The sequence below is a fragment of the Clostridium sp. KNHs205 genome, from assembly GCF_000702945.1.
Classification (GTDB): domain Bacteria; phylum Bacillota; class Clostridia; order Lachnospirales; family Lachnospiraceae; genus Anaerocolumna.
Window position 1 is genome coordinate 822,468 of record NZ_JNLE01000005.1, and the last position, 25,238, is coordinate 847,705.

Sequence of the window (25,238 nt, forward strand, 5' to 3'; positions counted from 1 at the left end):
CCATCGCATAGTCATTTGGTGTGAAAGGGGATTTCATTTCATAAGTTATTAAATTTTAAAGGTTACTTCTGTTTGACCTGCTTTCAGGTTTCCTAAATTAATATAGGTTCCGCTCTCGGCTGTTTCCACTGTTCCAGCTGAAAGTTCGTTTATGGCTTGTATGTTGTTAAGATACAGCTTTGCGGTGGTACCTTTTGAGGAGCTGTTAAGAAGGACGGTTACTTTTGTGCCTTCTTTTTTAGCTTCTACTGTCAGACAGCTTTCTCCTTTTTGGTTGTATACTTCCGTTTTGGCAGAGTTGTTTTCTTTTAAGGAGTAGAGTTTTAAGGTCACTTCTTTTTCGTAGTCGTATACAGGTCTCTCTGCATCGTCTTTTACAGCCAGGATGGTGTTTTCTCTAACCAGGCAGGGTATGCTCAGGTATCCGTGCTGTTCTCTGATCCATCTGCCACCGATTACTTCTTCGCCGGTGATGTAATTTGTCCAGGTTCCTTCCGGCAGGTAATATTCTGCCTGGCCTTCGGGATTGAAGATGGGAGCTACCAGTAAGCGGTCACCGAACATGTACTGTTTATCCAGATAGCCGCAGGCAGGATCATTTTCAAACTCCAGTACCATACTTCGCATTACGGGTACTCCTGTTCTGCTGGTCTGCACGGAATTGGCGTACAGGTAAGGCATGAGGGAGGCTTTTAATTTGGTGAAGTATCTTGCTACTTCTACGGATTCCTCGTCGTAAGCCCAGGGTACACGATAGGAGGTGCTTCCGTGGAGCCTGGAGTGGGAGGACATTAATCCAAAGGCTACCCATCTCTTGTATACATCCGGGGTTGAAGTGTCTTCAAAGCCTCCGATGTCATGGCTCCAATAACCGAAACCAGACATGGTCAGGGACAAGCCGCCTCTTAAACTCTCGGACATGGACTCAAAATTGGACCAGCAATCGCCGCCCCAGTGTACGGGGAATTTCTGTCCGCCTGCTGTTGCACTTCTTGCAAAGACTACTGCTTCTTCCTTTCCTTTTTTTCTGGCAAGGAGATCAAAGACTGTTTGATTATATAGCTGGGTGTAATAGTTGTGCATGGCCTTGGGATCTGCTCCGTTGTAATATACCACGTCTTCTGTGGGTATACGCTCACCGAAATCAGTCTTAAAGCAATCCACGCCCATATCTACAAGTTCTTCTAATTTTCCGGCGAACCAGTCACAGGCTGCAGGGTTGGTAAAGTCCACAATTGCCATTCCGGGCTGCCACATATCCCACTGCCATACATCACCATTCTTTCTCTTAATGAAATAACCGTTCTTCATGCCTTCTGCAAAGAGTACGGAATCCTGGGCGATATAGGAATTGATCCATACGCAGATCTTTAAACCTTTGGCTTTTAGCCGTTTTAACATCCCAACGGGATCCGGGAATACTTCTTTATCCCATTTAAAATCCGTCCAGTGGAAGCCTTTCATCCAGAAGCAGTCGAAATGGAATACGCTTAAGGGTATCCCTCTTTCCTCCATTCCATCTACAAAGCTGGTTACAGTTGCTTCATCATACTGAGTGGTAAAGGAAGTGGAAAGCCATAGTCCAAAGCTCCAGGTAGGAGGCAGGGAGGGTTTGCCGGTTAAGTCTGTATAACGAACCAGCGCTTCTTTCATAGTGGGTCCGTTAAAGAAAATATAATCCAGACTTTCTCCTTCTACGCTAAAGCCAACCTTCTTAACCTGCTCAGAACCTACTTCATAGGATACTTTGGAAGGACTGTTAACAAATACACCATAACCTCTGTTGGATAAGTAAAAAGGTATGTTCTTATAGGATTGCTCACAGGAGGTTCCTCCGTCTTCATTCCATATGTCAACGAATTGTCCGTTTTTTACGAAAGGTGTAAAACGTTCTCCCAGACCATATATTAATTCGCCTACGGAAAGACTCAGCTGCTCTCTCATGTAAGCACCTTTGCTGTCAACTTCATAGGCTAACCCTTTAAAGTCTGTTCTTACATAAGCAAGATCCTTAAAAGCACTTGAAGTAAGCTTATACTCACCACGGTAATATGTCAGTTCTGCGCTCTCTTTGTTAATATGGAGTCTTAAGGAACCGCTTGAAATATCATAGCTGTTCTCATCTTCCTTAATATCCAGCTGCAGATTATCGTCAGTATTTATTTCAAAATCCGGACCATGATTTACAACCCCCATGTAATGGAAGGTCTGTACTCTCAGAACTTCCTTCCCGGGTGCGGAAATCTTAATCGTAAGATTGGGACCTCCTAAGGTATCGCCTCTATGTCTTATTTTATGGGTGGAGGCACTAAAGGTAATACTGTTACCGGTTCTGCCGGTTTCAAAAAACTGAGCCGGGCTGAATATTTCGGTGCCGGGCTGGGAAAGCCACTGTCCATTACTGAATTTCATCTTAACCTCTTTCTGCAGAAATACTCCGCTTTTATAATTTGTTTACCCGTTAAACTATAAAAATCAAAAAAAATCCTTAAGCTCTTGCGGTTATTAACTGCTTTTATATTTTCTGTTGTAGGTGCAGGAAAAACCCTCCATCAAATATTCCTTATACGTTTAAGTATATCTTTTTTGAGGAGGGTTTTCAATCATAATTTTTAGCCATAAATTACATCAAAAATTGTATATCCGTATTTAATTTGATAGAGTAGTTATCAGCTTCTCAAATTCCGCTACGGGAATAGGTTTGGAGTACAGATAGCCCTGAGCCATATCACAAAGTACGCTTTTTAAGAAATCCGACTGGTTCTGAGTCTCTACACCTTCTGACAGTACTTTCATGTTAAGCTGTTTTGCCATGCTGATAATACTGGATACAATAATCTGCTCTTCTCTCTGCATGTTGTCGTGTCCGAAGAATTCTTTATCCAGCTTAATAACGTCTGTTGCCATATCCTTTAACAGATTCAGGGAAGAATAACCCGCACCGAAATCATCAATGGATACTCCGAATCCAAGTCTTCTAAGCTCCTTCATGGCCGATATGGCTGCTTCCGTATTATTAAGGAAGATACTCTCTGTAAGTTCCATTTCCAATAAACTATAGGGTATGCCATAGGAATCAACCAGCTTTCTGATATCCTCCACAAAGTGCTCATCATGGAGATGTACCCTGGATACATTTACAGAAATAGGTATGGGGGTTATCCCCTGTTCCATCCAATTTTTTATAATTTTACATACTTCTTCATATATATAGAAATCCAGATTTACTACAAATCCATTATTTTCAAATATAGGTATGAAATCTCCCGGCATAATTATTATGCCGTTTCGAATCCAGCGCACCAACGCTTCTGCACCAACCAGGCTGCTATCCGTCAGGTTGACCTTAGGCTGTAAATATACTACAAATTCCCTGTCTCTTAAAGCCTGTTCCATGGTATTGTTTATTTCCGCTTCCCGCTGCAGGTTCAGCTGCATGTTGATATCAAAAAAACAATAAGAGGAGGTGGACGCATTCTTAATAGTCTTACGTGCTATATTGGCGTTGTCTATGGCAACGGTTATATCTTCGCCGGGATTGATAAAAGCAATTCCACTGGCTACAATAAACTTGGTACTGGGATATTTACTCTTTTGCAGCGTATTGAATTTCTCGTGAATGTCATTGATAAAATCAATAATTTCCTGCTCTTCCTTAAAAGGAAGGCATATTACAAAATTATCTTCTGCATTTCTTGCAATACCTTCTTTCTGGATGTCTCCGCCGGATATAATATATGCAAACTCACATAATATCCTGTCTCCGGTTTCGTAACCAAGGGTATTGTTCAAATATTTAAACTTCGTAATATCCAGATAGATAATGGCACATCTGCTGCCGGAATTAAGTACGATATGATTAACATCCTTCTTAAATTTATGAAGGGTGGGCAGCCCTGTCAAAGCATCATAATTCTTCATTATATATAACTGCCTGCTGGCACGTTCGGAAGCACGCAGTTTCAGCAAATAGGAGGATATTATTTTAGTAATGGTAAGGAAGGAATCCAGTTCATAGTCGCTCCAGTCCCTGCTCTTGGTAAGATCATGAACGCTGACACAGCCTTTTAAGGTATCATTCTCAAAAATTGCACATTGGAGTAAGGCTTTGACACCGATCTTTTTTAGTACCTCTTCCTGTTCAGAGGCATTTGATATATCCGGTACAGAATATACTCCGCTTTCACTAAAATTAAACTGATGCTCCTTAAGATATCTGCTGAAATCTTCTTTTTCTTCTGTACTGGCTTCCATTCTGTCATTGGAGCAGAAATAAGTCAGTTTGTAATCTGAAGCGTCTGAGACATATTCAAAGATACAGATCTGATTGCAGTCAAATTGTGTTCTGACTTTATTGAGCAGCAGATTAATGGCGCTGTTAACATCCTTTGTCCTTGACATGATGTCAAAGGCAAAAGCAGTCATTTCCTTGTCAAAATTACTGCTGCCAAACCCTTTTGTTCGGTTTATTTTGTATTTATCAAAACATTCTTCATCTAAGTATTGATCAGGCTTTGGTATTTCAGAGTAATAACGTCCATAACTTGACTGTCTCTTATCATTCTGATTCTCTCTATTATATAAAAGGGCTGCATCAGCCTTTAAAAATAACTCATGAAAATTGTTTCCGTCTGTTGGATAAGTTGAGATTCCAATACTGCAGGAAATCTTATAATTTTTATTCTCCCCGGTATAGGTATTGGCAAAAACAGAATATATTATCTTAGCTTTTTCTTTTAACAATTCAAGATTCGATACATTTTTTATGAATATAAGAAATTCATCCCCGCCTATTCGGCTAGCGATGTCCGTATCATAGAAATTCTTACGAAGAGCATCGGCTATATTAACCAGCACCGTATCACCAAATAGATAGCCAAGACTTTCATTGACTGCATCAAAATTATCAATATCCACAATCATTAGTCCATGGCATTGTCCGGGTACGGAGGTCCTTAAAAATTCCTCGATCACCTGTCTGCTGTGTTCCTTATTATATAGTCCGGTCAGGGTATCCTGCTTCTCCTGGGCAAGCTTCATGTTTTTTTCTATCATTCTTCGCTCTTTCCGGTGCATCAGCTCCTGTTTGATTTCCTCCCAGCTACTGCCGTCAATAAGTACAGAATAAATTGTTTTATCGTAGATAAATTCGATATAATTGTCCTTTTGCACATAGTTGGCAATAACTCCCTCCGGTAAGGGAATGCTGGCGAAAAAGTCCATCAATTGTTCTTTTGTATAGAGATACCTTTTGCTGAAGGCATTATTATTTAAGTCAGACATATATTATTCTTACCATCCATGTTGTATATTCCTGTCATCCCTGATCATTTCTTGTACAATTGTACACATTATATCATGCTTTTGCCCGTTCCACAACCGCTAAATCACAACCAAAAATGCAAATACCATATATATTTTCGATAAATTTTGTAAGTTTTTGCATATATTGTCACCTTTTTTCTAATTATAAGAATTTTAATCGTTTTAACTAGAATGGATAGATGCTTCTTTATAGTATCCCCTGAAATATCCTTTATTCCCTTACTGTTTCCCATTAAATATTCCACGAATATTAATCTTATTTATTCATATATTTAGTTAGTAAAACTATTTCCGGAGTTGAGACCATGGACCAGGATTGCAGGCAATATATCATTAGTGATGACTACGCTGACTTCATTGTGGAAAATGGTTCTCCGCTAAGTCGGTTTTCCGCTATAGAAAACACCTGCCAGACCCCCCTTACAAACAGTCACACCGCTGTATTTGTACCCATAGCTAATGTTCCAGAAAACATAATTCAATCCTATGGTTACAGTGTATTTCCGAGTTGTTTCGGACTTATGGACACAGGAAGCCTGGAAGCCTCCGGTATTACAAGAACACGTAATATTCCGGCTTTTAATTTAAGAGGTAACGGCATTCTTATAGGAATTATTGATACCGGCATTGATTATACCCATGAAGCATTTCGAAACGCAGATGGTACTACAAGAATTGTATCCATCTGGGATCAGACCATCCAGACAGGTTCTCCTCCCCAGGGATTTCTATTTGGCAGTGAATACACAAGAGAGCAGATTAACCAAGCCTTGTCAGATCCCAATCCACTGACTGTTGTTCCAAGTGTGGACGAGGACGGGCATGGAACTTTCTTAGCTGGAATTGCTGCCGGTAATCCCAATGATGCACAGAATTTTTCCGGGGTCGTACCGGAATCCGGGATTATTGTTGTTAAGCTTAAACAGGCTAAAACATATCTGCGGCAATTTTTTCGTATTCCCGATGGCCCAATCTGTTATTCAGAGACTGATATTATCTTCGGTGTTAATTACCTTATGGCAATAGCCAGAAACCTTGGGCTTCCTATCTCTATATGTATCGGCTTCGGCACTTCCCAGGGTGCCCATGATGAAAGAGGTATCTTAAGCAGTTATCTGTCACTGCTGGCAGATTACAGCGGAGTTGCAATAACCATAGCCGGCGGAAATGAAGGAAATACCGGGCATCATTTTCATGGTAATGTTCAGAATACAACGGATTTTATTACGGTTGATCTTCGAGTCGCCAGTAATGTTGCCGGTTTTTCAATGGAGCTATGGGGAGATGCTCCAAGTACCTTCTCTGTTGATATTTTATCCCCTACCGGCGAATATATACCACGAATCCCTGCGCGCATCGGTGAGACCAGAGTTATACGGTTTATTTTTGAGAAAACTGTTATTTTTATTGATTATCAGCTGGTGGAATCCCAAACCGGTGACCAGTTGATTCTTATGCGTTTTTCAGAACCAACAGAAGGGATCTGGCGATTTCGTGTTTATTCCAGCAGTGATTTGCAGTCCAATTTTCATATCTGGCTTCCCATCTCACAATTTCTTCCAGTGGAAACCGCTTTTGTTGAACCAAATCCCTATACTACTTTGACTTCACCTGGCAATACGATTATTCCTATTATAGTAACAGCCTACAACTATACCAATAACAGCCTTTACTTAAATGCCAGCAGGGGTTTCACTAGAACCAACGGCATCAATCCGGATCTTGCCGCACCGGGGGTTAATCTTATTGGCCCTGCCCCCGGAAATCAATATACCACCAAATCCGGTACCAGTGTTGCTGCCGCTCACACTACAGGTGTGGCAGCTATGGCTCTTCAGTGGGGTATAACAGAGGGTTATTATACACAGCTTGACAGCGTGGAAATTAAGAATCTTATGCTTAGAGGCGCAAAAAGGGATCCTAATCTGACTTATCCAAACAGGGATTGGGGTTATGGAATTCTTGATATTTATAACTCCTTTAACAGTTTACGTGGAGAAACTGTACCTGGTAGTGTTTAGTGACGAATAATTGATTTTGGATGAAAATTTCTAGATAGGGTTTGTTGGCAAAGGATTGGGGTTTCACAAGGGGACGGAAAATTACACAAAACAGAAAACTCATGCTTCGATTCCAAGGCATAAGAAGGCCTAATTCTCTGAAGATTTTGTGCTTGGCATATTCTAAAACAGATAACTCGCTTTGCTCAAACAATCTGTTTTAGAATATAGCACAAAATCTTCAGAGAAAAGGCCTTCTAATGCCTTTCCATAGGCGCATTCGTTCTTCTGTTTTGTGTAATTTTCCTGTTCTTCTATGTAAGCGCCGCCTCTCGATCTCACTTGTGTGGTATTATTTTTACCAAAAGAAAGTAGTTAATGATATTTATAGTACAATAGACAGTTTTATTTATAGTAGTGTGGAATACACATGTGGATTTGATTCTTAAAGTAATTCATATGCTGGAACTAACTTAAGAAGAGTTCCATGCTCACTTCTTTTTAATAATGAAAGCAGCATAATATCTTTCATTATTAGCAAAGTTTGTCATGGAACTCTTTTTTATTGTATTTTGATTTATATTTATTTATATTGATTTATATTGATTTATATCGTTTTAATTCGTAACTTTTTAACTATTTATTCAAATTTCCTAGATTAGATATGGACTTGTATCTATTACGTAGATACAAGTCCAGTAGTATATTTTTATAGTAATATGAATTTGAATATCAGTTTTTTATTGCAATTTTATTTCTAATGTTGTGATACTTCGGGTCAAAAGGTAAAATCCATAAATTCATCTCTTGAATATTTACATGTAAATAGTATTGAATACTTCTTACTGGCTTTAGGATACACTTTTTACATTTCACTCAATCCCATTTTATAATCACTTTTTGACCCCCATATCATAATATCAGATTATATTATATATTGGTTCCTTTATGGTTATATATAGGGTTATTGAATATTGGTTCTTTTATTGGTTTATATATAAGGTTATTGAATATTGGTTCTTTTATTGGTTTATTTATAAGATTATTGAATATTAGTTTGTATATTCTTGTATATTGATTAATTTCAACTAATAGGCTACCTACAGCTTTGCGATGTCTATCAGTGTTATATTATCCAGATCTGCATTTTCAAGGCTGGTTACTAGAGCTCCTGCTGTGTCTAATGAAGTGAGGCAGGTTACGCCATTTTCAATGGAGGTTCTGCGGATTAAGAAACCGTCTCTTGATTTATCTCTGCCCTGGGTTGGTGTATCGATAACCAGATCAATTTCGTGTCCCATTATCAGGTCAATGATAGTGGGTGCTTCCTTATCCAGTTTATTAACCGGGATTGCTTTAACTCCATTGTCATTTAAGTATTTGGCTGTACTTCTGGTGGCATAGATTTCATATCCAAGCTTCTTGAATCTTCCGGCTACTATGACAGCTTCCGGCTTATCTGCGTCTTTTACTGTCATTATCATTTTCTTATGCTTTGGCAGATTGATTCCGGCTCCAAGAAATGCCTTATACAGTGCTTCGTTAAAGGTCTTGGCTATACCAAGGCACTCACCGGTGGATTTCATCTCCGGTCCTAAGCTGATATCTGCACCGTACAGTTTTTCAAAGGAGAAGACCGGCATCTTTATCGCAATATATCCGGCATTGGGTGCAAGACCTGTTCCAAAGCCCAGATCCTTTAATTTATTTCCTAAGATAACCTGGGATGCCAGTTCTACAATTGGTATTCCTGTTACCTTGCTGATGTAAGGTACGGTACGGCTGGAACGGGGATTTACTTCTATTACATATACCTCTTCCTTATATACAATGAACTGTATATTTATAAGTCCGATTACATGAAGTGACTTTGCAAGTCTTCTGGTATATTCTACAATTACCTCTTGTATCTTTTCGGTTACATTCTGGGCCGGATATACGGAGATACTGTCTCCGGAATGGATTCCTGCACGTTCTACATGCTCCATAATTCCTGGTATCAGGATTTCTTCTCCGTCGCATACCGCATCAACTTCCACTTCTTTTCCCATAAGGTACTTATCCACCAGAATAGGATGCTCCTGTACATTCAGGTTGATGATATCCATAAATTCTCTGATATCCTCATCACATATTGCTATCTGCATTCCCTGTCCGCCCAGTACATAGGAAGGTCTTACTAATACCGGATATCCTAATTCATTGGCTACTTTGATTGCTTCTTCTGTGGTGAATACTGTCTTTCCGGCAGGTCTTGGTATGGAGCATTCTTCCAGGATGGCATCAAATAATTCCCTGTCTTCTGCCGCATCAACGTCTTCTGCACTGGTTCCGAGGATTGGTACTCCCATTTTAAGGAGGGCTTCTGTTAATTTGATTGCTGTCTGTCCGCCAAACTGAACAACTGCACCGTCAGGTTTCTCTAAGTCAACAATGCTTTCCACATCTTCCGGTGTAAGGGGTTCGAAGTAAAGCTTGTCGGCAATATCAAAGTCTGTACTTACAGTCTCCGGGTTGTTATTTACAATAATGGTCTCATAACCGGCTTTGGACAATGCCCATACACTGTGTACGGAGCAGTAATCGAATTCGATTCCCTGTCCGATTCGAATAGGGCCGGAACCTAATACCATTACTTTCTTTCTGTCTCTGGTTTCTTCTACTTCGTTTGTGCTGGCATAGCAGGAATAATAGTAAGGAGTACTGGCTTCAAATTCCGCAGCGCAGGTATCAACCATTTTATAGGCAGGGAGTATCTTATATTCTTCCTTACGAAGTTTCTTAATTTCCTCCAGGCTTTTTCCTGTTAGGTCTGCAATTACACGGTCAGGATATTCCAGTCTCTTGGCTTCCGTTAATAGCTCAGGAGTCAGGGGTTTGGTCTTAAGTTCCTCTTCCATTTCAACCAGGATAGCTATTTTATCTAAGAACCATCTGTCAATTCTGGTAATTGCAAAGATTTCATCATAAGAGATTCCTCTTCTGATAGCCTCTGCTACTACAAACAGACGACGGTCATCAATGCGGTGTAAGTATTCTATGATCTCTTCTTTGGAATACTGCCCGTAATTGCCGTAATTTAAGCTGTAGATATTCAGTTCCAGGGATCGTAAGGCTTTCATCAGTGCACCTTCAAAATTAGTGCAGATACTCATAACCTCTCCAGTAGCTTTCATCTGGGTAGTAAGGGTTCTCTTTGCCATTATGAATTTGTCAAAAGGCCATTTGGGAATCTTTACGACCACATAATCAAGTGCGGGTTCAAAGCTTGCAAAAGTCTTACCGGTGATAGCATTAGGGATTTCATCCAGATTATAGCCTAAGGCGATTTTAGCAGCTACCTTGGCAATAGGGTATCCCGTAGCCTTGGAGGCTAATGCGGAAGAACGGCTTACCCTGGGATTTACTTCGATTACACAATACTCAAAGGTATCGGGATGGAGGGCATATTGAACGTTACAGCCTCCTGTGATTTTCAGTTCTGTGATAATATTAAGAGCAGAGGTTCTTAACATCTGATATTCTTTATCGGATAAGGTCTGGGAAGGAGCTACTACAATACTGTCTCCGGTATGAACACCTACAGGATCGAGATTCTCCATGTTGCAGACGGTAATGCAGTTACCTTGCTTATCTCTCATTACTTCGTATTCTATTTCTTTCCAGCCGGCAATACTTCTTTCGATCAGGCACTGTCCAACACGGCTTAATCTTAAACCATTAGAACAGATTTCTTTTAATGCTTCCGGGTCTGCTGCGATACCGCCGCCGCTGCCGCCAAGGGTGTAAGCGGGTCTTACAACTACCGGGTAACCAATGGTTTCAGCAAAAGCTAAAGCAGCCTCTACATCTGTTACAACGGTACTGGGAGCGCAGGGTTCACCGATCTTTTCCATGGTAGTTTTAAATTCCAGACGATCTTCTGCTTTTTTGATAGTCTCAGAAGTGGTTCCGATAAGGTGGATGCCATTGTCTTTTAAGAAACCGGACTCTTCTAATTCCATGGCAATATTTAACGCTGCCTGACCTCCTAAGGTAGGTAGCACACTGTCTGGCTGCTCTAACAAGAGAATCTTCTTTACCATATCCGGTGTCAGCGGTTCAATATATACTTTATCTGCAATATCCTTATCTGTCATAATGGTCGCAGGGTTGGAATTCACCAGTACTACTTCAATGCCTTCTTCTTTTAAGGAACGGCAGGCCTGTGTACCGGCATAGTCAAACTCAGCCGCCTGACCGATGACAATAGGACCGGAACCGATAACCAGAACTTTCTTAATATCCATTATTTTTGGCATACCTGCACCTCCATCATGTTAATAAACTCGTCAAAAAGGAATTCGGAATCCTGAGGACCTGCACAGGCCTCGGGATGAAACTGTACGGTAAATATGTTCTTGCCAAGATAGTGATAACCTTCTATGGTTCCGTCGTTGGCATTTACAAAATACTTCTCGGCCACCTCTGTTTTTAAGGTACCGTCTTCTACCACATATCCGTGATTCTGAGAAGAGATATACACTCTTCCGGTCTTAAGATCCTTCACCGGGTGATTGGCACCTCTGTGTCCGTATTTCATTTTCTTGGTATCTCCGCCGCAGGCCAGAGCCATCAGCTGATGTCCAAGACAGATTGCAAAGATTGGAACCTCACTGTTATACATCTTTTTGATTTCTTCAATAATTTCCACACATTCCTTGGGGTCTCCCGGTCCGTTGGAGAGCATGATGCCGTCAGGCTTATCTGCTAAGATTTCCTCTGCTGTTGTCAGTGCCGGATAGATGGTTACGTCACATCCTCTTTTTAAGAGGCAGTCCTTTATATTATCCTTAGAACCGTAATCCAGTAAAGCCACTTTAAAATGCCCTGTCTTGTAGGGATTAACCTTTAATCCGCTTCTTGCCAGATCAGCTTCCCCAGGCCTGAACTCGTCTGCCTTATAGCTGGTCTTTTCGGCACAGGTTACTTTATTTACGACACCAGTTACTTTATGGGCTTTTAATTCCTTGATTACTTCTTCTACCTTCACATCTTCTCTGCAAGTAATCATACCGTTCATCGTTCCCTTTTCCCTTAGGATCTTTGTCAGGGCTCTGGTATCTATTCCTGCTATTCCCGGTATATCATTCTTTTTTAAGAAATATTCGATTGTATCCTCACTGCGGAAGTTACTGGGTCTCCTGGCGATTTCCCTTACAATATAGCCATCTGCCCAGGGCTTTTTCGATTCCATATCCTCATAACAGATTCCGTAATTTCCTATCAGCGGGTAGGTCATAACGACTGCCTGTCCTGCATAGGAGGGATCTGTGAGAATTTCCAAATAACCAGTCATAGATGTATTAAATACAATTTCACTGATTACATCCCTTGTCGAGCCAATACTTGTTCCTGCAAATATATTGCCGTCCTCCAGTATTAAGAAAGCTTTCATAACTTCCACCTGTTCCTTTCAATGTCGTACACTTAACAGTTCCCTTGGGCTGCCGTTGTTGCCTTTATACCTGATTTTGCCCGAAAAAAAAGAGTAGAATACATTATTTTTACCTACTACTCTCCCCATTAAGCTCACTGATACCCAAATTGTTAGTATTCTATCACATCCCTTTTAGAAAAACAAGAATTTTTTTTATTAGTTTTTTGAAGGAGATTTATAAGGAGCTGTTATTTATTTTTATTCATTATTTTATATAATTATACATTAAAGTTTAAAAATAATCAAGGGGATAGTTTTTAAGATTTGAAAAGATTTTAGAGTAGGATTTGGGTTGTGGGGGCGGACGATGATTAGCGGGACTGTTTATTCGTTTTGCTGTTCGAGAACCCTTATTCTACTAAAGTTCCGGTAACTGTTCATGGCAGGTCAAATAGTGCCAAACTCGCTGACAGGCTGTGGTAGTGCTCCTTTGTTGAGCTCAGACAGTGGCACTATCTGACCTATTCACAGTTACCGGAACTTAAGTGTCATAAGGAACCTCTCAATGCAAAACTCATAAACAGTCCCGCCAATCATCTGCGCTTTTTCACAGAGCTGATTTACTATTTTTATATCTTCTTTTTGGACATGCATTTTTGGTTATTATTTTTTCATATTTATTTTTTATGCACAATCCATAGGGAATCTGTGAGGCTAATAACTGTTTATGGAGTTTAAACAAGATGTGTATTATAATAAAATAATTAGTTCAACTAGTTATTGTAGTTTGGGATTTGCTTTTTTATTTATCTTAAATAGCTCTACGAGAAAGATAGATATGAAATCCATTCCAACTGCGTCTGGGTAATGTAGACCGTCCGGATAGAAAAAGATACAATTTCTGACCATGCCTATTAAGCGTACTATATTGAGAATTTATATTGTAAGCGTTTGAAACTCCACCTAATGAATCAGCTATTACGTTTATTTGAAATACTTATGAGATAAATTGATAAATCTTTTTTAATCATGCAATCAGACAATTTACTTCCAAATATTATCTCAATATGTAGTAAATATCATTATTTTCATAATAGGGAATGTCTAAGTGTACTGCAATACATTAAATGTTAGAGTCCAATAAATCATATTCTGATAGCTTAGGCTTCTGTGATGATATCTTGAGCCAGTAATACCCATATAACCTATTAACTCAAATGTTTAATTTGATACTAAACTTTAAGAAGAAAAATTTTCCAATTTGATGTATCATTTATATTACAAGTAATTCGTATTTGGTAGCAAATCTGAAATTGATTTATAACTATTACTTTATGTAAGCGTCTGAATACAGGATAACTAATAGGAAACTAAATCAGGCAAAATTAAAGATTAGCTGTGATGGTCTAGAATGGACGCTCAGAGGCTTGATTTGAAAGTGATGGTAATGGAAAATGACAGAGACATTTAGGAAAATTTTGGGGTTATAGCTTCGCATTTTAATCTGAATTAGAATAACATGATTCAAAAAATCATTGCATATGAAATGGTCATAACTTCACAATTGTTGTCAACTACAAATGAAAGATTATATATATTCATAATACAGAAAATAAATGGGTTGACGCCTTAATCAATGTAATAAACTGGTCTATAGAAAACAATATTGATATTCTTACTTTATCGCATCAGAAAATAACTAATATTAATCGGGCAAGATTTGATAAAGCCGTAAATAGAGCTATCGATAAAGGAATCGTGACAACTTTTATACATTACGATAACCCAAACAATATACTACCTGATGGTTTATTTGCTAATACAAATGAAGCCAGAGAACCAGATATAAATATTTTTCATTACGACTATAATGGATTCGCTAACGGGAATCCTCCATACCTTTCCATATCTTCAACATCACCTGTTGTTGCTGGTTTTGTAGCTATACTTAAAAGTATAAATAATAATCTTTTACCATCTGAATACAAAGACATACTTATTAAGACAAGCAAATCAATAAGCTATAATGATAGAGCCTTAAATAGACAAAGCGTTCAAGTAAAACGTGTCGCTGATATTGGAATTGCAGTTAAATATCTTACAGAGAACGTCAGAGGATAGGCATTATGCAAAGGTATTCTGCTTTGCATACTTTGACAAAGACGAATTAAAGGTCTTAAAAACCCTATTATAAACATTGAGCTATAAGCATATCTAGGTAGGAGCACTAAAAATTACTTTTTGTACTTGTTCAAAACAAAAAAATAAACACTTAATTAACAGTTTAACCCCCCCAGTTTCAATCAGTTAGCAGGCGATTTGTACAAAGGAGAAAGCCCCATGCGCCTACGGAAATGTATTAGAAGTCCTTTTCTCTGAAGCTTCTGTGCTATATCCACAAACAGATTGTTTGAGCGCAGCGAGTTATCTGTTTGCGGATATGTCAAGCACAGAAGCTTCAGAGAATTAGGACTTCTTATACATTGGAGTCGAAGCATGGAGCTTACTCCTTTGTGCAAATCGCCGTCCCCTTGTGAAAACCTGTCCTTTTAAGTCTTAAGTTCCCCCCTACATTCCCATACTTTCGTATTTTCTAATTCCCCGATAGAATACAAATCGGGCTGCCAAAAAGAATACTATACACATACCAATCAAAAGCAAAGTATAGCTTATAACATGTTCTCCCCGTACTATGTAGGCTGGTATCAGTCCTATAAAACCATAAGGGATAATAAATAACAGGATTACCTGCACTCCTTTTGGGTATATATTTATGGGGTATCTTGCATATTGCCCTATGCTGCTTATGGTAAAAGGTATACTGGTTCTTCCACCTGAGTCATACCAGAATATCAGACTGTTGCTAAGGAGGTAGACTGACATCAGGATGACCGTACCGCAGACTATCAGGAAGAAGCATAACAGTATTGTAAGGAGGTCGTATTTTCCCAATGCATTAAGGGAAATATTCAGGCTTACAACACCAAATAGGAACACTCCTATTCCCTGTAAGCCCATTCCATAGGACAGTACTTGATAGAGCGGTGATACGGGGCGGGTTAATATTGAATCGAATTGTCCGTTAAATACCATTCCCGGCATTTGCCAGATTCCTTCAAAGAGTATGCTGTTAAGCCCTTCTGCAATAAATAGAAATGACATGATCAGATAGATTTCATGTTCCTGCCACCCTGCGATACTTGGGATATTTTTATAGATTACAAAGGGGATTGCCATGATTAATATACGTGTCAGTATTCCTGAGATCAGCATCATCCAGAAATTAAAGGTATATTCCATTTCCGTTTTGATATACTGCTCTTTGAGCTTTAAAAATATTCTTAGCATCTTCTCATCCTCCTGCTACATTTAAGTTCTTTCGTACAAGTCCATATATTATATTGTGCAGAAGAACAAATACCATTATCCATAGAATTTGAAGCAGGAACATGATGGATAGGCTTACCGGAAGTTCCTGTCCCAGCAATAATGCTGTGGGCATCTGCACCATATAGGGAAACGGCGTCATATAACTGATATTTCTAAGCCATTCCGGGAACATGGCAAGGGGAAGTACGGCTCCTGAAAAGAACTCAAAGAGTGCGATTCTTGTCCAGGTAATACCTAAATATCCTGTACTGAAAAAGCATAAAAGGCTGAACACATCCACCAGCAGTATACGAAGCAGTATGGATAATATAAAGCAGGGTATAAAAAGCAATACTGTATTCGGTGTTGGTATTATCATATATTTGCCAAAGATAAGGAAACCTGAAACTACAATTATCAGATTTACAGCACTTTGCAGTAAAAGTACCCCCGTCATTTCAGATACATATTGAGACAAAAAAGAAACCGGACGGATACAACGGGCAACTACGGTTCCACTCCTGATTTCCCTTGCCAGAGTATTCTCTGAGGACCAGCTAAGCAGGTTATTCAGGGAGAATGCTATTAAGATATATGCAAACATCTCTTCTTTTTTTATTCCGCCTATCGCCGTACCTGCCTGCTGACCATATAAGGCCTGCCACAGCAGGTATTGACCGGCCAGCAAAACTACCGGTGTAAATAGATTCATAATAAAGCTGGTTTTATAATATAAATGACTCTGCATTGACATTCCTGTCAGTTTTAAGAATGCTTTCACCCTACATTAGCCTCCTTAGAAAAAATCCGGGAAACCACTTCGTCTATATCCGGCTCTTGTATGGTAATATCCTCGATCTCAAAAGCTTTGGATATTGCACTTAGTACCTGTTCTGAAGTATATTGTTCCGTGTGATACATGATTTTCGTTGTTCTGCCTTCTGCTTCGACTCTGGCTTGCGGTAATAGCAGCTTTATCTCACTTTTTTGATTGCCGGCTACCTTTACCATCTTTTCTTTTACATAGCTGTGCTTTAGATTGTCTAATGTGCCGTCGTAGAATACTTTTCCTTTGGAAAGCACGATTGCATCCTCACAGATTTCATCAATATCATCCAAATCATGGCTTGTGAGAAAGATACTGATTCCTTTTTCTTTATTCATCTGCCGCAGGAAGGTACGTATTGTGTGCTTCACATTAATATCCAATCCTATGGTTGGTTCATCCAGATAAAGTATCTTGGGATTATGTAAAAATACCATTCCAATATCTGATTTCATTCGCTGACCAAGTGACAGCTTCCTTGCCGGTGATGACAGAATCGGTGCTAAATCCAGCAGCTCCACTACCATCTCAAAGTTCTTCCGAAACTCCTTCTTATCCAGTTTGTATAAAGTCTGAATGGCATTATAGCTCTCAATTACAGGTATATCAATCCATAGATTTGATTTCTGGCCAAATACTACCCCTATGTTTCTAAGATACTCCTGGCCGCTGCGTCTTGGGTCCTTTCCATATACTTTGAGCTCACCGGCTGTAGGCGTCAGTATGCCAATCATCATCTTAATAAGTGTTGATTTACCGGCACCGTTTTCTCCGATACATGCCAGGGCTTGTCCTTCTGCAACGTGAAAGGAGACGTTATCAACTGCTGCTTTCTCAACCCATTCCGAGTGAAACAGATTTTTGAATGCTCCCTTTAATCCGGGTTCTTTCACATTTGTACGATATGTCTTGCTTATGTTGTTTATTTCAATCATCTAAGTTTGTCTCCTTTGTATAAAAATACGATATATTACACTTCTTATCAATATTAACTTGATGTTAGTATATAACAGTGGATACAAAAAGTTTAACACGTTAAAGGCCTCATGGAAAGGTGTGCTATTTCCTGTTTCAGGTTGAAAATTTTATAATGGAGTTATTTCTTCGGTATCTATAGGTATGTATGGGTAATTGTTATTTTTGTTACGAATTGTTTTATTTCGAATTATTATTTTTATTACAAATTATTATTTTTATTACAAATTATTATTAAATCTCATACAAATTCCAGCCTCTTAAAATTAGCGCGTTATTAAAATTATCATATTCATCTCGACTTGTCAAATATTTTTTGTGCAATATTACAATAATTTGAGATAATTTATATTTCTAATGAACTAAATCCTTGATTTGAGTAACTTTATTAATATAACTTAAGTAAGCCGGACAATATCTACCGGAAAGTATTGGATAAACACCGGAGGTTATCCTTTCTACTTTTTCCAGGCAGGTAATGTCAGGCTTTTGATAAACTAATTTAATTCTGCTATTCTTGTTACTGCCACATAAATACCCGATATTCTGTACCAGGTTGGCAGATCTACTATTCCGTTTGCAGGAAGTCCAAAGGTCTGCTGAAATGCTCTGACAGCGGCTTCTGTCTGTGGGCCGAAAACTCCGTCTACGGCTACCGTGGGTACTACTGTGTAGACCTGTGATATGGCATTTAGCTGCTCCTGCATCTGACGAACACTGTCTCCTCTTGAGCCGATTGAAAGATTGGCCCCCGGCCAGGAAGAAGGTACACCGGATACCTGGTTCGCAGAGTTTATATAGATGCTGGAACCATAGAAATTACGTAATATCTGTATGGCTGTCATTCCCTGATCGCCTAAGGCTTTTGAACCCCACTGTGTCATCCATCCCGGACAAGTCACGTTTCTGCCGTCGCAATACTGGGTTAGAATCGGCTGCTTTACATTAGGACGTGACAGGTAATTATTAAATACCTGATCCACTGCCTGTGATATGGTATCATATATATTTCTGCCCCTCATCCATTTATGGTCAAAGGCTGTGGAGGAGGTTATGGTAAAGGTATACCCCCTGTTACGATACCATTCTGTATATACTCTGTTAAGAGTAAAGGACATAATTGCAAGAATATTTGCGGTAATAGTAGAAGCCGGCCAGGTTGCATATATTTCACTGGAGGCTACATTTTTAATATAATCACTGTATCGCTCATAATAATTGGAGGCACTGGTATCTGAGGGCGGTCCGTCATGAACGATGACAAATTCCGGTACCACTACCCCCGGCAGTACGATTTCTCCGCTTTCGCTGGTGGGCTTTATCTCGGCTTCCGCAATCTTAGGAGGATAATCACCAAAAAGGGTATGGGGTGGTATGACATAGCGCTGAGCTCCCTGCACCGCTCTTACCGTAATAGGCTGAATTGCCGTAACATCCGGCAATATTTCCGCACCATCCACATCAATGCTGTCAAACCCTTCAGCGGTTACATTAACATTATATAAAGAGTAAGGCTGGGCTTCTTGTGCCGGGTCCAGACTATAATCTATGGGCGGCGCTTGAAGGTCTATTACGGGTGTTCTCCCCAACCCATCCGTCGTTAGTTCCTCAACAGTAGATTCCGGATCTCCGGTATAGGTTATTCTTACCCTGGCATTGGGTACCGGCCGAAATCCCTGCTCTGTTGTTACATTTGCCTGAAACTTTCCAAAGCTCTCCGTTCCCATCTGTGCGGGATATATCCTTTGCTGTTTATAATCATAATAACTCATTGTCCACACTTATTTTTCTATAGGATTACTTCAATATATGCTTCCATAAGCACGATAATGATTGATATAAATAATTTTTATGCCGATGATTCTTTTCAATTGATACTACTGACCTTCCTGTTATACTTTTTATGTTTTCTAATTAATTGCTAAAAAGCTTTATCGCTGAGGTTTCTGCCAGTGGTATTAGATTTGACATATAACGGGTAATATTATAGAATAACCTAAGAATTCTGGATTATATAAATAAGAGGTGCATATGACAGCTAATATAAACGGATATGAGAATCTATTGAAAAATATTAAATCAACCATATACGAAGGAATCTTAAAACTAGGAATTGTAAAAGGTGAAAGTTTTGGTATATATTATGAACTCGACCTGTTAAATTATCTGTTAGGTACAGATTATGCCAATGCTGAAGGCATGTTAGAGAACTTGAAGAATTTTACGGATTTTTCTAATATGCAGCTGATTCCGATGACAATCCGAAGGGAAGGCTCCCGCTTTCGTTTTATCGCTTCCGGTGAAGGAGTAGCGCATATAAGCAAAGATACCTCCTCTACGGATTTCTTAAAGAGTCTGATCGATCTGGTGAACACCCGCAAATTTGATTTGGAACAGGTCCAGAAAGTGTTTGAAGCTTCCGGACAGCCTTATTCCTGTAAAGAAGTAGATAACCCTGAATTTGAATACGTTTTTTCTTTTTCCGATAAGGACTTCGATCCTTTTTTCTATTGTTTTCATATCGGTCAGGGTCACAGCCATTACCACCGTTTGCTGGAATTCAGCTACCGGAAGCTATTTTCCTAATACTGTTTTGTGCTAATTCCGCTTCCTGTGAGCACCTGATATTTGCCCTGAGGCATGGTAGGGGAATTAGGGGGTAGGGGCCCCATAAGCAAGTTGCTACACCTGCCTGGGATAACGTAGCAGTGTAAATTGAAGGTGCTGAATTGATTTAATTTTGAGCAAGGTAGTACTAGAGCTTATTGAGGCTGGTTTCAAAGAGGCTGGTATAGGTAAGTATGCCCTCCACTCTATGGGAGTTCATAAGATGGATGGTATCTACCGGAACAATCAGCTTCGGTGCTTTTTGAGCCAGCTCTTCTATACTGATATCTTTGTTTAAGCGGATTCCTCTGCCAAGTGTTAAATGAGCCTTAAATTTCTGTTCTTCCACCGGAAATTCCCGTTTTTTAAGACACCAGGTAATTTTCTCATAGAGGTTTATTAATTCCTGGGATTCCTTAATACCAACCCATAAAATGTCCCCTGTTCCTGTCTTAAACCTTCCAAGCCCTTCGGTCTCCACTACGAAAGGTTCCACCCTGCTTAACCTTACTCCCTCCTCCAGGGCCTCTTCTACCAGTTCACGTTTCCTTGTTTCACCAATAAAGGCTAAGGTCAAATGGAAATTTTCTTTACGAGTAAAGTTACCTTTCGCTGAATTCTTCTTTATAAATCTGCCATACTCATATAGACTTTCCTTTTGATTCTCCGAAAAATCGATTGCTGCAAAAAGTCGATAGAATTTATCCATATTACTCCTTTCCTGAATATCAGAGCTTCCAGATGATATTCCAGATTTTGTAGTTTAAAACTCATTTGCTTTTTAACCTGTTCGTCTATTCAGTCCAACTTCATGGGCATAAATAAACCGACTTCCGTAAATCCCAAATGCAACGGTCATAGACTATATCTCATCTACTGTTAAAACATCTTCCAGTCCGCTGAGTAACAACAGAATTTTTTCGTGGTCATGCTTTTCCTGCTGCTTTATAGTGATAAACAGCCCTACTGTGTCCTCTGAATTTCTTGTTTTGCTGATTTCTACATCAGAGATTGACATATTGTTGGTTCGAATTACTTCAAATACACGGCTTATGGCATTTACAGTGGTAACCTGCACATAGACCTCAACCAGCTTGGTTCTGGACATGGTATAAACATCAAAGCGATGTAAAACAGTGTTGCATATATAGATAAACACACATGCAATAATTGCACCTTCATAGAAACCGATACCGATTGCCAGCCCCATACAGGCAGATGCCCAAAGCCCTGCTGCTGTGGTCAGTCCCTTGACCTGTTGTTTTCCCGTTATTAATATAGTTCCCGCACCCAGAAAACCTATTCCGCTGATTACCTGTGCACCAAGCCTGGTGGGATCTGTTGTGTAATTCCGTATTTCCATCATATACTGACTTGTGATCATTACAAGGGCTGCACCGATGCAGACCAATATATGCGTTCTAAGTCCGGCAGGTCTTCGCTTTCTGCCTCTCTCATATCCGATTAAACCGCCAAAGAGAATTGCCAGCGTCAGCCTGGCTATAATGGAAAGTGTATTTATTTCCTGTAGTGAAGCAAGAATTTCTTTCATATTTACACCTCTTGTATATCTCTGGCATACCAGTGATACCGCCACAATTTAATAAGAGTGAAAGATCCATAATGTGGCAACCTTTCATAATAAATTTTCTATCACTCTTCCCTGGATTTGTTTTATACTGCTTGCTCCATATGGAACCTTCCGCTTTATTAGCAAATCCTTGGGATGTATAACAGTACTACCTACCGGAATTTCCAACACAGAATACTGCAATATGGTGTAGTCATCCATAGTGCATCGTGTTTTAGTCATTCCCTGGCAGGATACCGCTTTTCAAATAGTATTCCGCTTTTCTGATATCACAATTAAATTTTGCTGCGGTATTATATGAAATAGCTGCCCAAAGGAAGCCGGTATAGCATTAGCTTTCTGGGCAGCCGTTTGCAGCTGTTCTCGTATATTATTTAACCTGGACTGTCCAGTTAAAGGTATCTTCTAATTTACCAAGCTGTATTCCGGTAATGGTATCATAGATTTTCTGACTGTACTCCCCGATGCCGCCGTCTTTTACCTGCATGATCTTATCTTCCCATCTTAACTGTCCTACAGGTGAGATTACTGCGGCTGTGCCACTGCCAAATACTTCCTCCAGTGTACCGTTATCATAAGCCTCTTTGATCTCATTGATATCAATCTTTCTTTCTTCTACGGTAAGCCCCCACTCTTTACAGAGCTGAATTACAGATGCTCTGGTTACGCCGGGAAGTATGCTGCCATTTAATGCAGGGGTTACAATCTTTCCGCCAATTTTAAAGAAGATATTCATGGCTCCTACTTCTTCAATATATTTTCTCTCTACGCCATCCAGCCAGAGTACCTGTGAATAACCTTCTTCATGGGCCTTTACCTGAGATCTTAAGGAAGCTACATAATTGGCTCCGGTTTTGGCTTCTCCGATTCCACCCTTTACTGCTCTAACATATTCATCTTCTATCCATATCTTTACTGGATTTAAGCCTTCCGGATAATATGCTCCTACCGGTGACAGTATTATAAGGAATTTGTACGTATCGGAAGGTCTTACTCCTAAAAATGGGTCAGTAGCTATTATAAATGGTCTGATATACAGGGAAGTTCCGGGCTTTGTAGGAATCCAGCTCTCATCAAGTTTAACCACCTCTTTGATTGCCTGCAGAAAGTCTTCTTCCGGAATCTCCGGTATACAGATTCTTACATTTGTATTGTTCGCTCTTTCGATGTTCTTCTCCGGACGGAACAGAAGGATTCTTCCATCCTCTGTTTTATATGCCTTTAACCCTTCAAACATCTCCTGTCCATAATGAAATACCATGGCAGAGGGTTCAAGACTAATTGGTTGATAAGGTTCAATTCTCGCATCATGCCAGCCTTTGCCAGTTTCGTAATCCATCACAAACATATGATCCGTAAATATGGTACCGAATTTTAGCGGATTATCATTACCTGGCAGTTCTTTGGGAGTTGTGGTTTTTTCTATTCTGATATTTAACATGATACGTTCCTCTTTCCTTCTCATTTTTTGTATAGGTTTTATATTAGCCTTTCAGCTTAGGTTTTTCAAGTCTTTTTTTTATTTCTTTCTATTTAATCCCATATAAATGAATACCGGCTTGCTGTATGGTGCATTATTTCCATTTTATCTGTCTTCGTAGTTACAAAGTGCCAGCTTGCTGATTTCTGCTGTATTTTTGTTAAAAAAGAATATCCCTACGCCTCCAAGTCCCAAATGACTGCCCAGTACTCCGCCAATTTTCTGGATAATGAACTGAGTACCCCCGAGTCTTTCCTGTATCATCTTCTTAAGTTCCAGTGCTGCTTCTTCGTCATCTGCATGACTGATTCCAATAACCTTATCCTTAAGATCGCCTGCTCGTTCCGCTAGCATATTTACAACTTCCGTATAGGTTTTCTTTTTGCCTCTGATTTTTTCCACAACCTCCATCCGCCCATCCTCTACATCAAGTATGGGATGAAGATCCAGAATACTTCCCAATATACCCTGGGCTTTGCTTATCCTACCACCTTTTATAAGCCAGTTTAAATCTGCTATGGTAAAGATGTGCTCCACATGCTTTATCAGTTCCTTCATATACGCCAGAGCCTCTTCGAATTTACAGGTGCTGGTTTTGATATATTCACAGGTTTCCATAAGGATTAACCCTGTAGCGATGGAGCCGCCTTTGGAATCCACCACCTCCATATGTGTCTGGGGGTATTCCTCTTGCACTTCTGAAAGTATGGACGCTGCCAATTGGCAGGTTCCGGACATAGCTGCAGAAAATGCAAGGTAGATAAAGTCAAAGCCCTTTTTCGCGTACTGACGGAAGGTATTGTATATGGTGTCCGGTGCAGGCTGAGAAGTCATAGGTACTATACCCTTCTTCATTGCTGCATAAACTCCGTCCACATCAATCGTCTCGCCATCCAGATACTCTTTGTCTTCCAGTAGTATTTTAAGGGGCAAAACTTTAATGTCATTTTCTGCAATATATGTCTCAGGCAGATCACAGGTACTGTCAATAATTAATTTAATCATAACTATCATACTTCTTTCCGGATATTATATGTGGTTTTTAATACCACTACATATAATTATAGCATACTATTAAGGCTTTGCAATGGCTATGCCGAATGCTTTCACAGGCAGATACCTGAGGGATGAGGGTTTATGATGCTACTGTTTCTTTACATATTTATAAAAAGCATATTCAATATCATAATAAGTTCGTTCCTCTGACTCAGCTTCAACCTGCCATTCCGGCATTTCATCCAGATTCGGAAAATAAGTATCCCCATGATAAGCGTAATCTATCTTTGTTACATGGGCAACATCACATAGATGAAGCATCTGCTTGTAAATAGTTCCTCCCCCAATAACATATACATCTTCTGATTTATAGTCTTTTACTGCTTCCAGGGCTTCTTCAATACTGTGTACAACTACAGCATCTTTGATTTCAATATCCTTAGACGTGATGACAACATTAAGCCTGTTCTTTAAAGGCTTACCTGCGGGAAAAGTCTCCAAGGTATTCCTGCCCATGATAACAGCCTTTCCGGAGGTTTCATCCCTGAAAAACCTCATATCTTCCGGAATACTGATCAAGAGCTGATTCTGATAACCAATAGCCCAGTTCTTGTCTACTGCAACAATTAAATTCATATAATATTCTACCT

The 25,238-nt window shown here is 39.6% G+C and carries 16 protein-coding genes; 3 read left to right on the plus strand and 13 right to left on the minus strand.

The features are described from left to right. Positions 1 to 48 precede the first annotated feature (48 nt). On the minus strand, positions 49 to 2,412 hold the full coding sequence (gene yicI / locus BR73_RS0123230; protein WP_033168212.1) for an alpha-xylosidase: 2,364 nt from the start codon (positions 2,410 to 2,412) through the stop codon (positions 49 to 51). Positions 2,413 to 2,649: 237 nt separating this feature from the next. Next, complete coding sequence (locus tag BR73_RS28490) at positions 2,650 to 5,283, minus strand: EAL domain-containing protein (protein WP_081848850.1); 2,634 nt, start codon at positions 5,281 to 5,283, stop codon at positions 2,650 to 2,652. Between the two features lie 347 nt (positions 5,284 to 5,630). On the opposite strand from BR73_RS28490, the gene BR73_RS0123240 reads away from it, so the two are divergent. Next, positions 5,631 to 7,346, plus strand: a complete 1,716-nt coding sequence (locus BR73_RS0123240; protein ID WP_033168213.1) for a S8 family peptidase — start codon at positions 5,631 to 5,633, stop codon at positions 7,344 to 7,346. A gap of 1,079 nt (positions 7,347 to 8,425) precedes the next feature. Here the strand turns inward: BR73_RS0123240 and carB are convergent. Both carB and BR73_RS0123250 read right to left on the minus strand, forming a co-directional pair. Continuing rightward, positions 8,426 to 11,626 carry a carbamoyl-phosphate synthase large subunit gene (gene carB, locus BR73_RS0123245; RefSeq protein ID WP_033168214.1) on the minus strand — a complete coding sequence of 1,067 codons (3,201 nt, stop codon included), beginning with the start codon at positions 11,624 to 11,626 and terminating at the stop codon, positions 8,426 to 8,428. Continuing rightward, entirely contained in the window at positions 11,614 to 12,762 is a 1,149-nt protein-coding gene (locus tag BR73_RS0123250; protein WP_033168215.1) for a carbamoyl phosphate synthase small subunit, read from the minus strand. Before BR73_RS0123250 ends, carB begins: the two co-directional genes overlap by 13 nt. A gap of 1,740 nt (positions 12,763 to 14,502) precedes the next feature. On the opposite strand from BR73_RS0123250, the gene BR73_RS0123255 reads away from it, so the two are divergent. Beyond that, positions 14,503 to 14,865, plus strand: coding sequence for a hypothetical protein (locus tag BR73_RS0123255; protein ID WP_051685522.1), 363 nt, complete (start codon positions 14,503 to 14,505; stop codon positions 14,863 to 14,865). A 447-nt stretch (positions 14,866 to 15,312) separates the two neighbouring features. On the opposite strand, the gene BR73_RS0123260 is transcribed toward BR73_RS0123255, so the two are convergent. From BR73_RS0123260 to BR73_RS0123275, 4 genes are all read right to left on the minus strand, one after another. Further along, positions 15,313 to 16,092: an ABC-2 family transporter protein gene (locus BR73_RS0123260; RefSeq protein WP_033168216.1), complete on the minus strand. Its 780-nt coding sequence runs from the start codon at positions 16,090 to 16,092 to the stop codon at positions 15,313 to 15,315. Positions 16,093 to 16,096: 4 nt separating this feature from the next. Further along, the gene (locus BR73_RS0123265) at positions 16,097 to 16,894 is read right to left on the minus strand and encodes a hypothetical protein (protein WP_033168217.1); all 798 of its coding nucleotides are present in this window, start codon (positions 16,892 to 16,894) and stop codon (positions 16,097 to 16,099) included. Beyond that, the gene (locus tag BR73_RS0123270; RefSeq protein ID WP_033168218.1) at positions 16,891 to 17,874 is read right to left on the minus strand and encodes an ATP-binding cassette domain-containing protein; all 984 of its coding nucleotides are present in this window, start codon (positions 17,872 to 17,874) and stop codon (positions 16,891 to 16,893) included. Before BR73_RS0123270 ends, BR73_RS0123265 begins: the two co-directional genes overlap by 4 nt. Positions 17,875 to 18,411: 537 nt before the next feature. Then, positions 18,412 to 19,641 (minus strand): peptidoglycan-binding domain-containing protein, encoded by a 1,230-nt coding sequence (locus BR73_RS0123275; RefSeq protein WP_033168891.1) that lies wholly within the window; start codon positions 19,639 to 19,641, stop codon positions 18,412 to 18,414. A 304-nt stretch (positions 19,642 to 19,945) separates the two neighbouring features. Between BR73_RS0123275 and BR73_RS0123280 the strand changes: the two genes are divergently transcribed. Next, positions 19,946 to 20,500: a DUF3877 family protein gene (locus tag BR73_RS0123280; protein WP_033168219.1), complete on the plus strand. Its 555-nt coding sequence runs from the start codon at positions 19,946 to 19,948 to the stop codon at positions 20,498 to 20,500. A gap of 169 nt (positions 20,501 to 20,669) precedes the next feature. Here BR73_RS0123280 and thpR read toward each other — a convergent pair whose 3' ends face one another. The 5 genes from thpR to BR73_RS0123305 form a co-directional block, all read right to left on the minus strand. Further along, the gene (gene thpR, locus BR73_RS0123285) at positions 20,670 to 21,230 is read right to left on the minus strand and encodes an RNA 2',3'-cyclic phosphodiesterase (RefSeq protein ID WP_051685523.1); all 561 of its coding nucleotides are present in this window, start codon (positions 21,228 to 21,230) and stop codon (positions 20,670 to 20,672) included. Between the two features lie 153 nt (positions 21,231 to 21,383). Beyond that, the gene (locus BR73_RS0123290) at positions 21,384 to 22,073 is read right to left on the minus strand and encodes an MgtC/SapB family protein (protein ID WP_051685524.1); all 690 of its coding nucleotides are present in this window, start codon (positions 22,071 to 22,073) and stop codon (positions 21,384 to 21,386) included. A 409-nt stretch (positions 22,074 to 22,482) separates the two neighbouring features. Then, a complete protein-coding gene (locus tag BR73_RS0123295; protein ID WP_033168220.1) occupies positions 22,483 to 23,553 on the minus strand; it encodes a branched-chain amino acid aminotransferase in 1,071 nt (356 codons plus the stop codon). Between the two features lie 144 nt (positions 23,554 to 23,697). Then, positions 23,698 to 24,597, minus strand: coding sequence for a DegV family protein (locus BR73_RS0123300; RefSeq protein WP_242860749.1), 900 nt, complete (start codon positions 24,595 to 24,597; stop codon positions 23,698 to 23,700). A gap of 138 nt (positions 24,598 to 24,735) precedes the next feature. Beyond that, positions 24,736 to 25,224 carry a dihydrofolate reductase gene (locus tag BR73_RS0123305; RefSeq protein ID WP_033168221.1) on the minus strand — a complete coding sequence of 163 codons (489 nt, stop codon included), beginning with the start codon at positions 25,222 to 25,224 and terminating at the stop codon, positions 24,736 to 24,738. Positions 25,225 to 25,238: the final 14 nt, after the last annotated feature.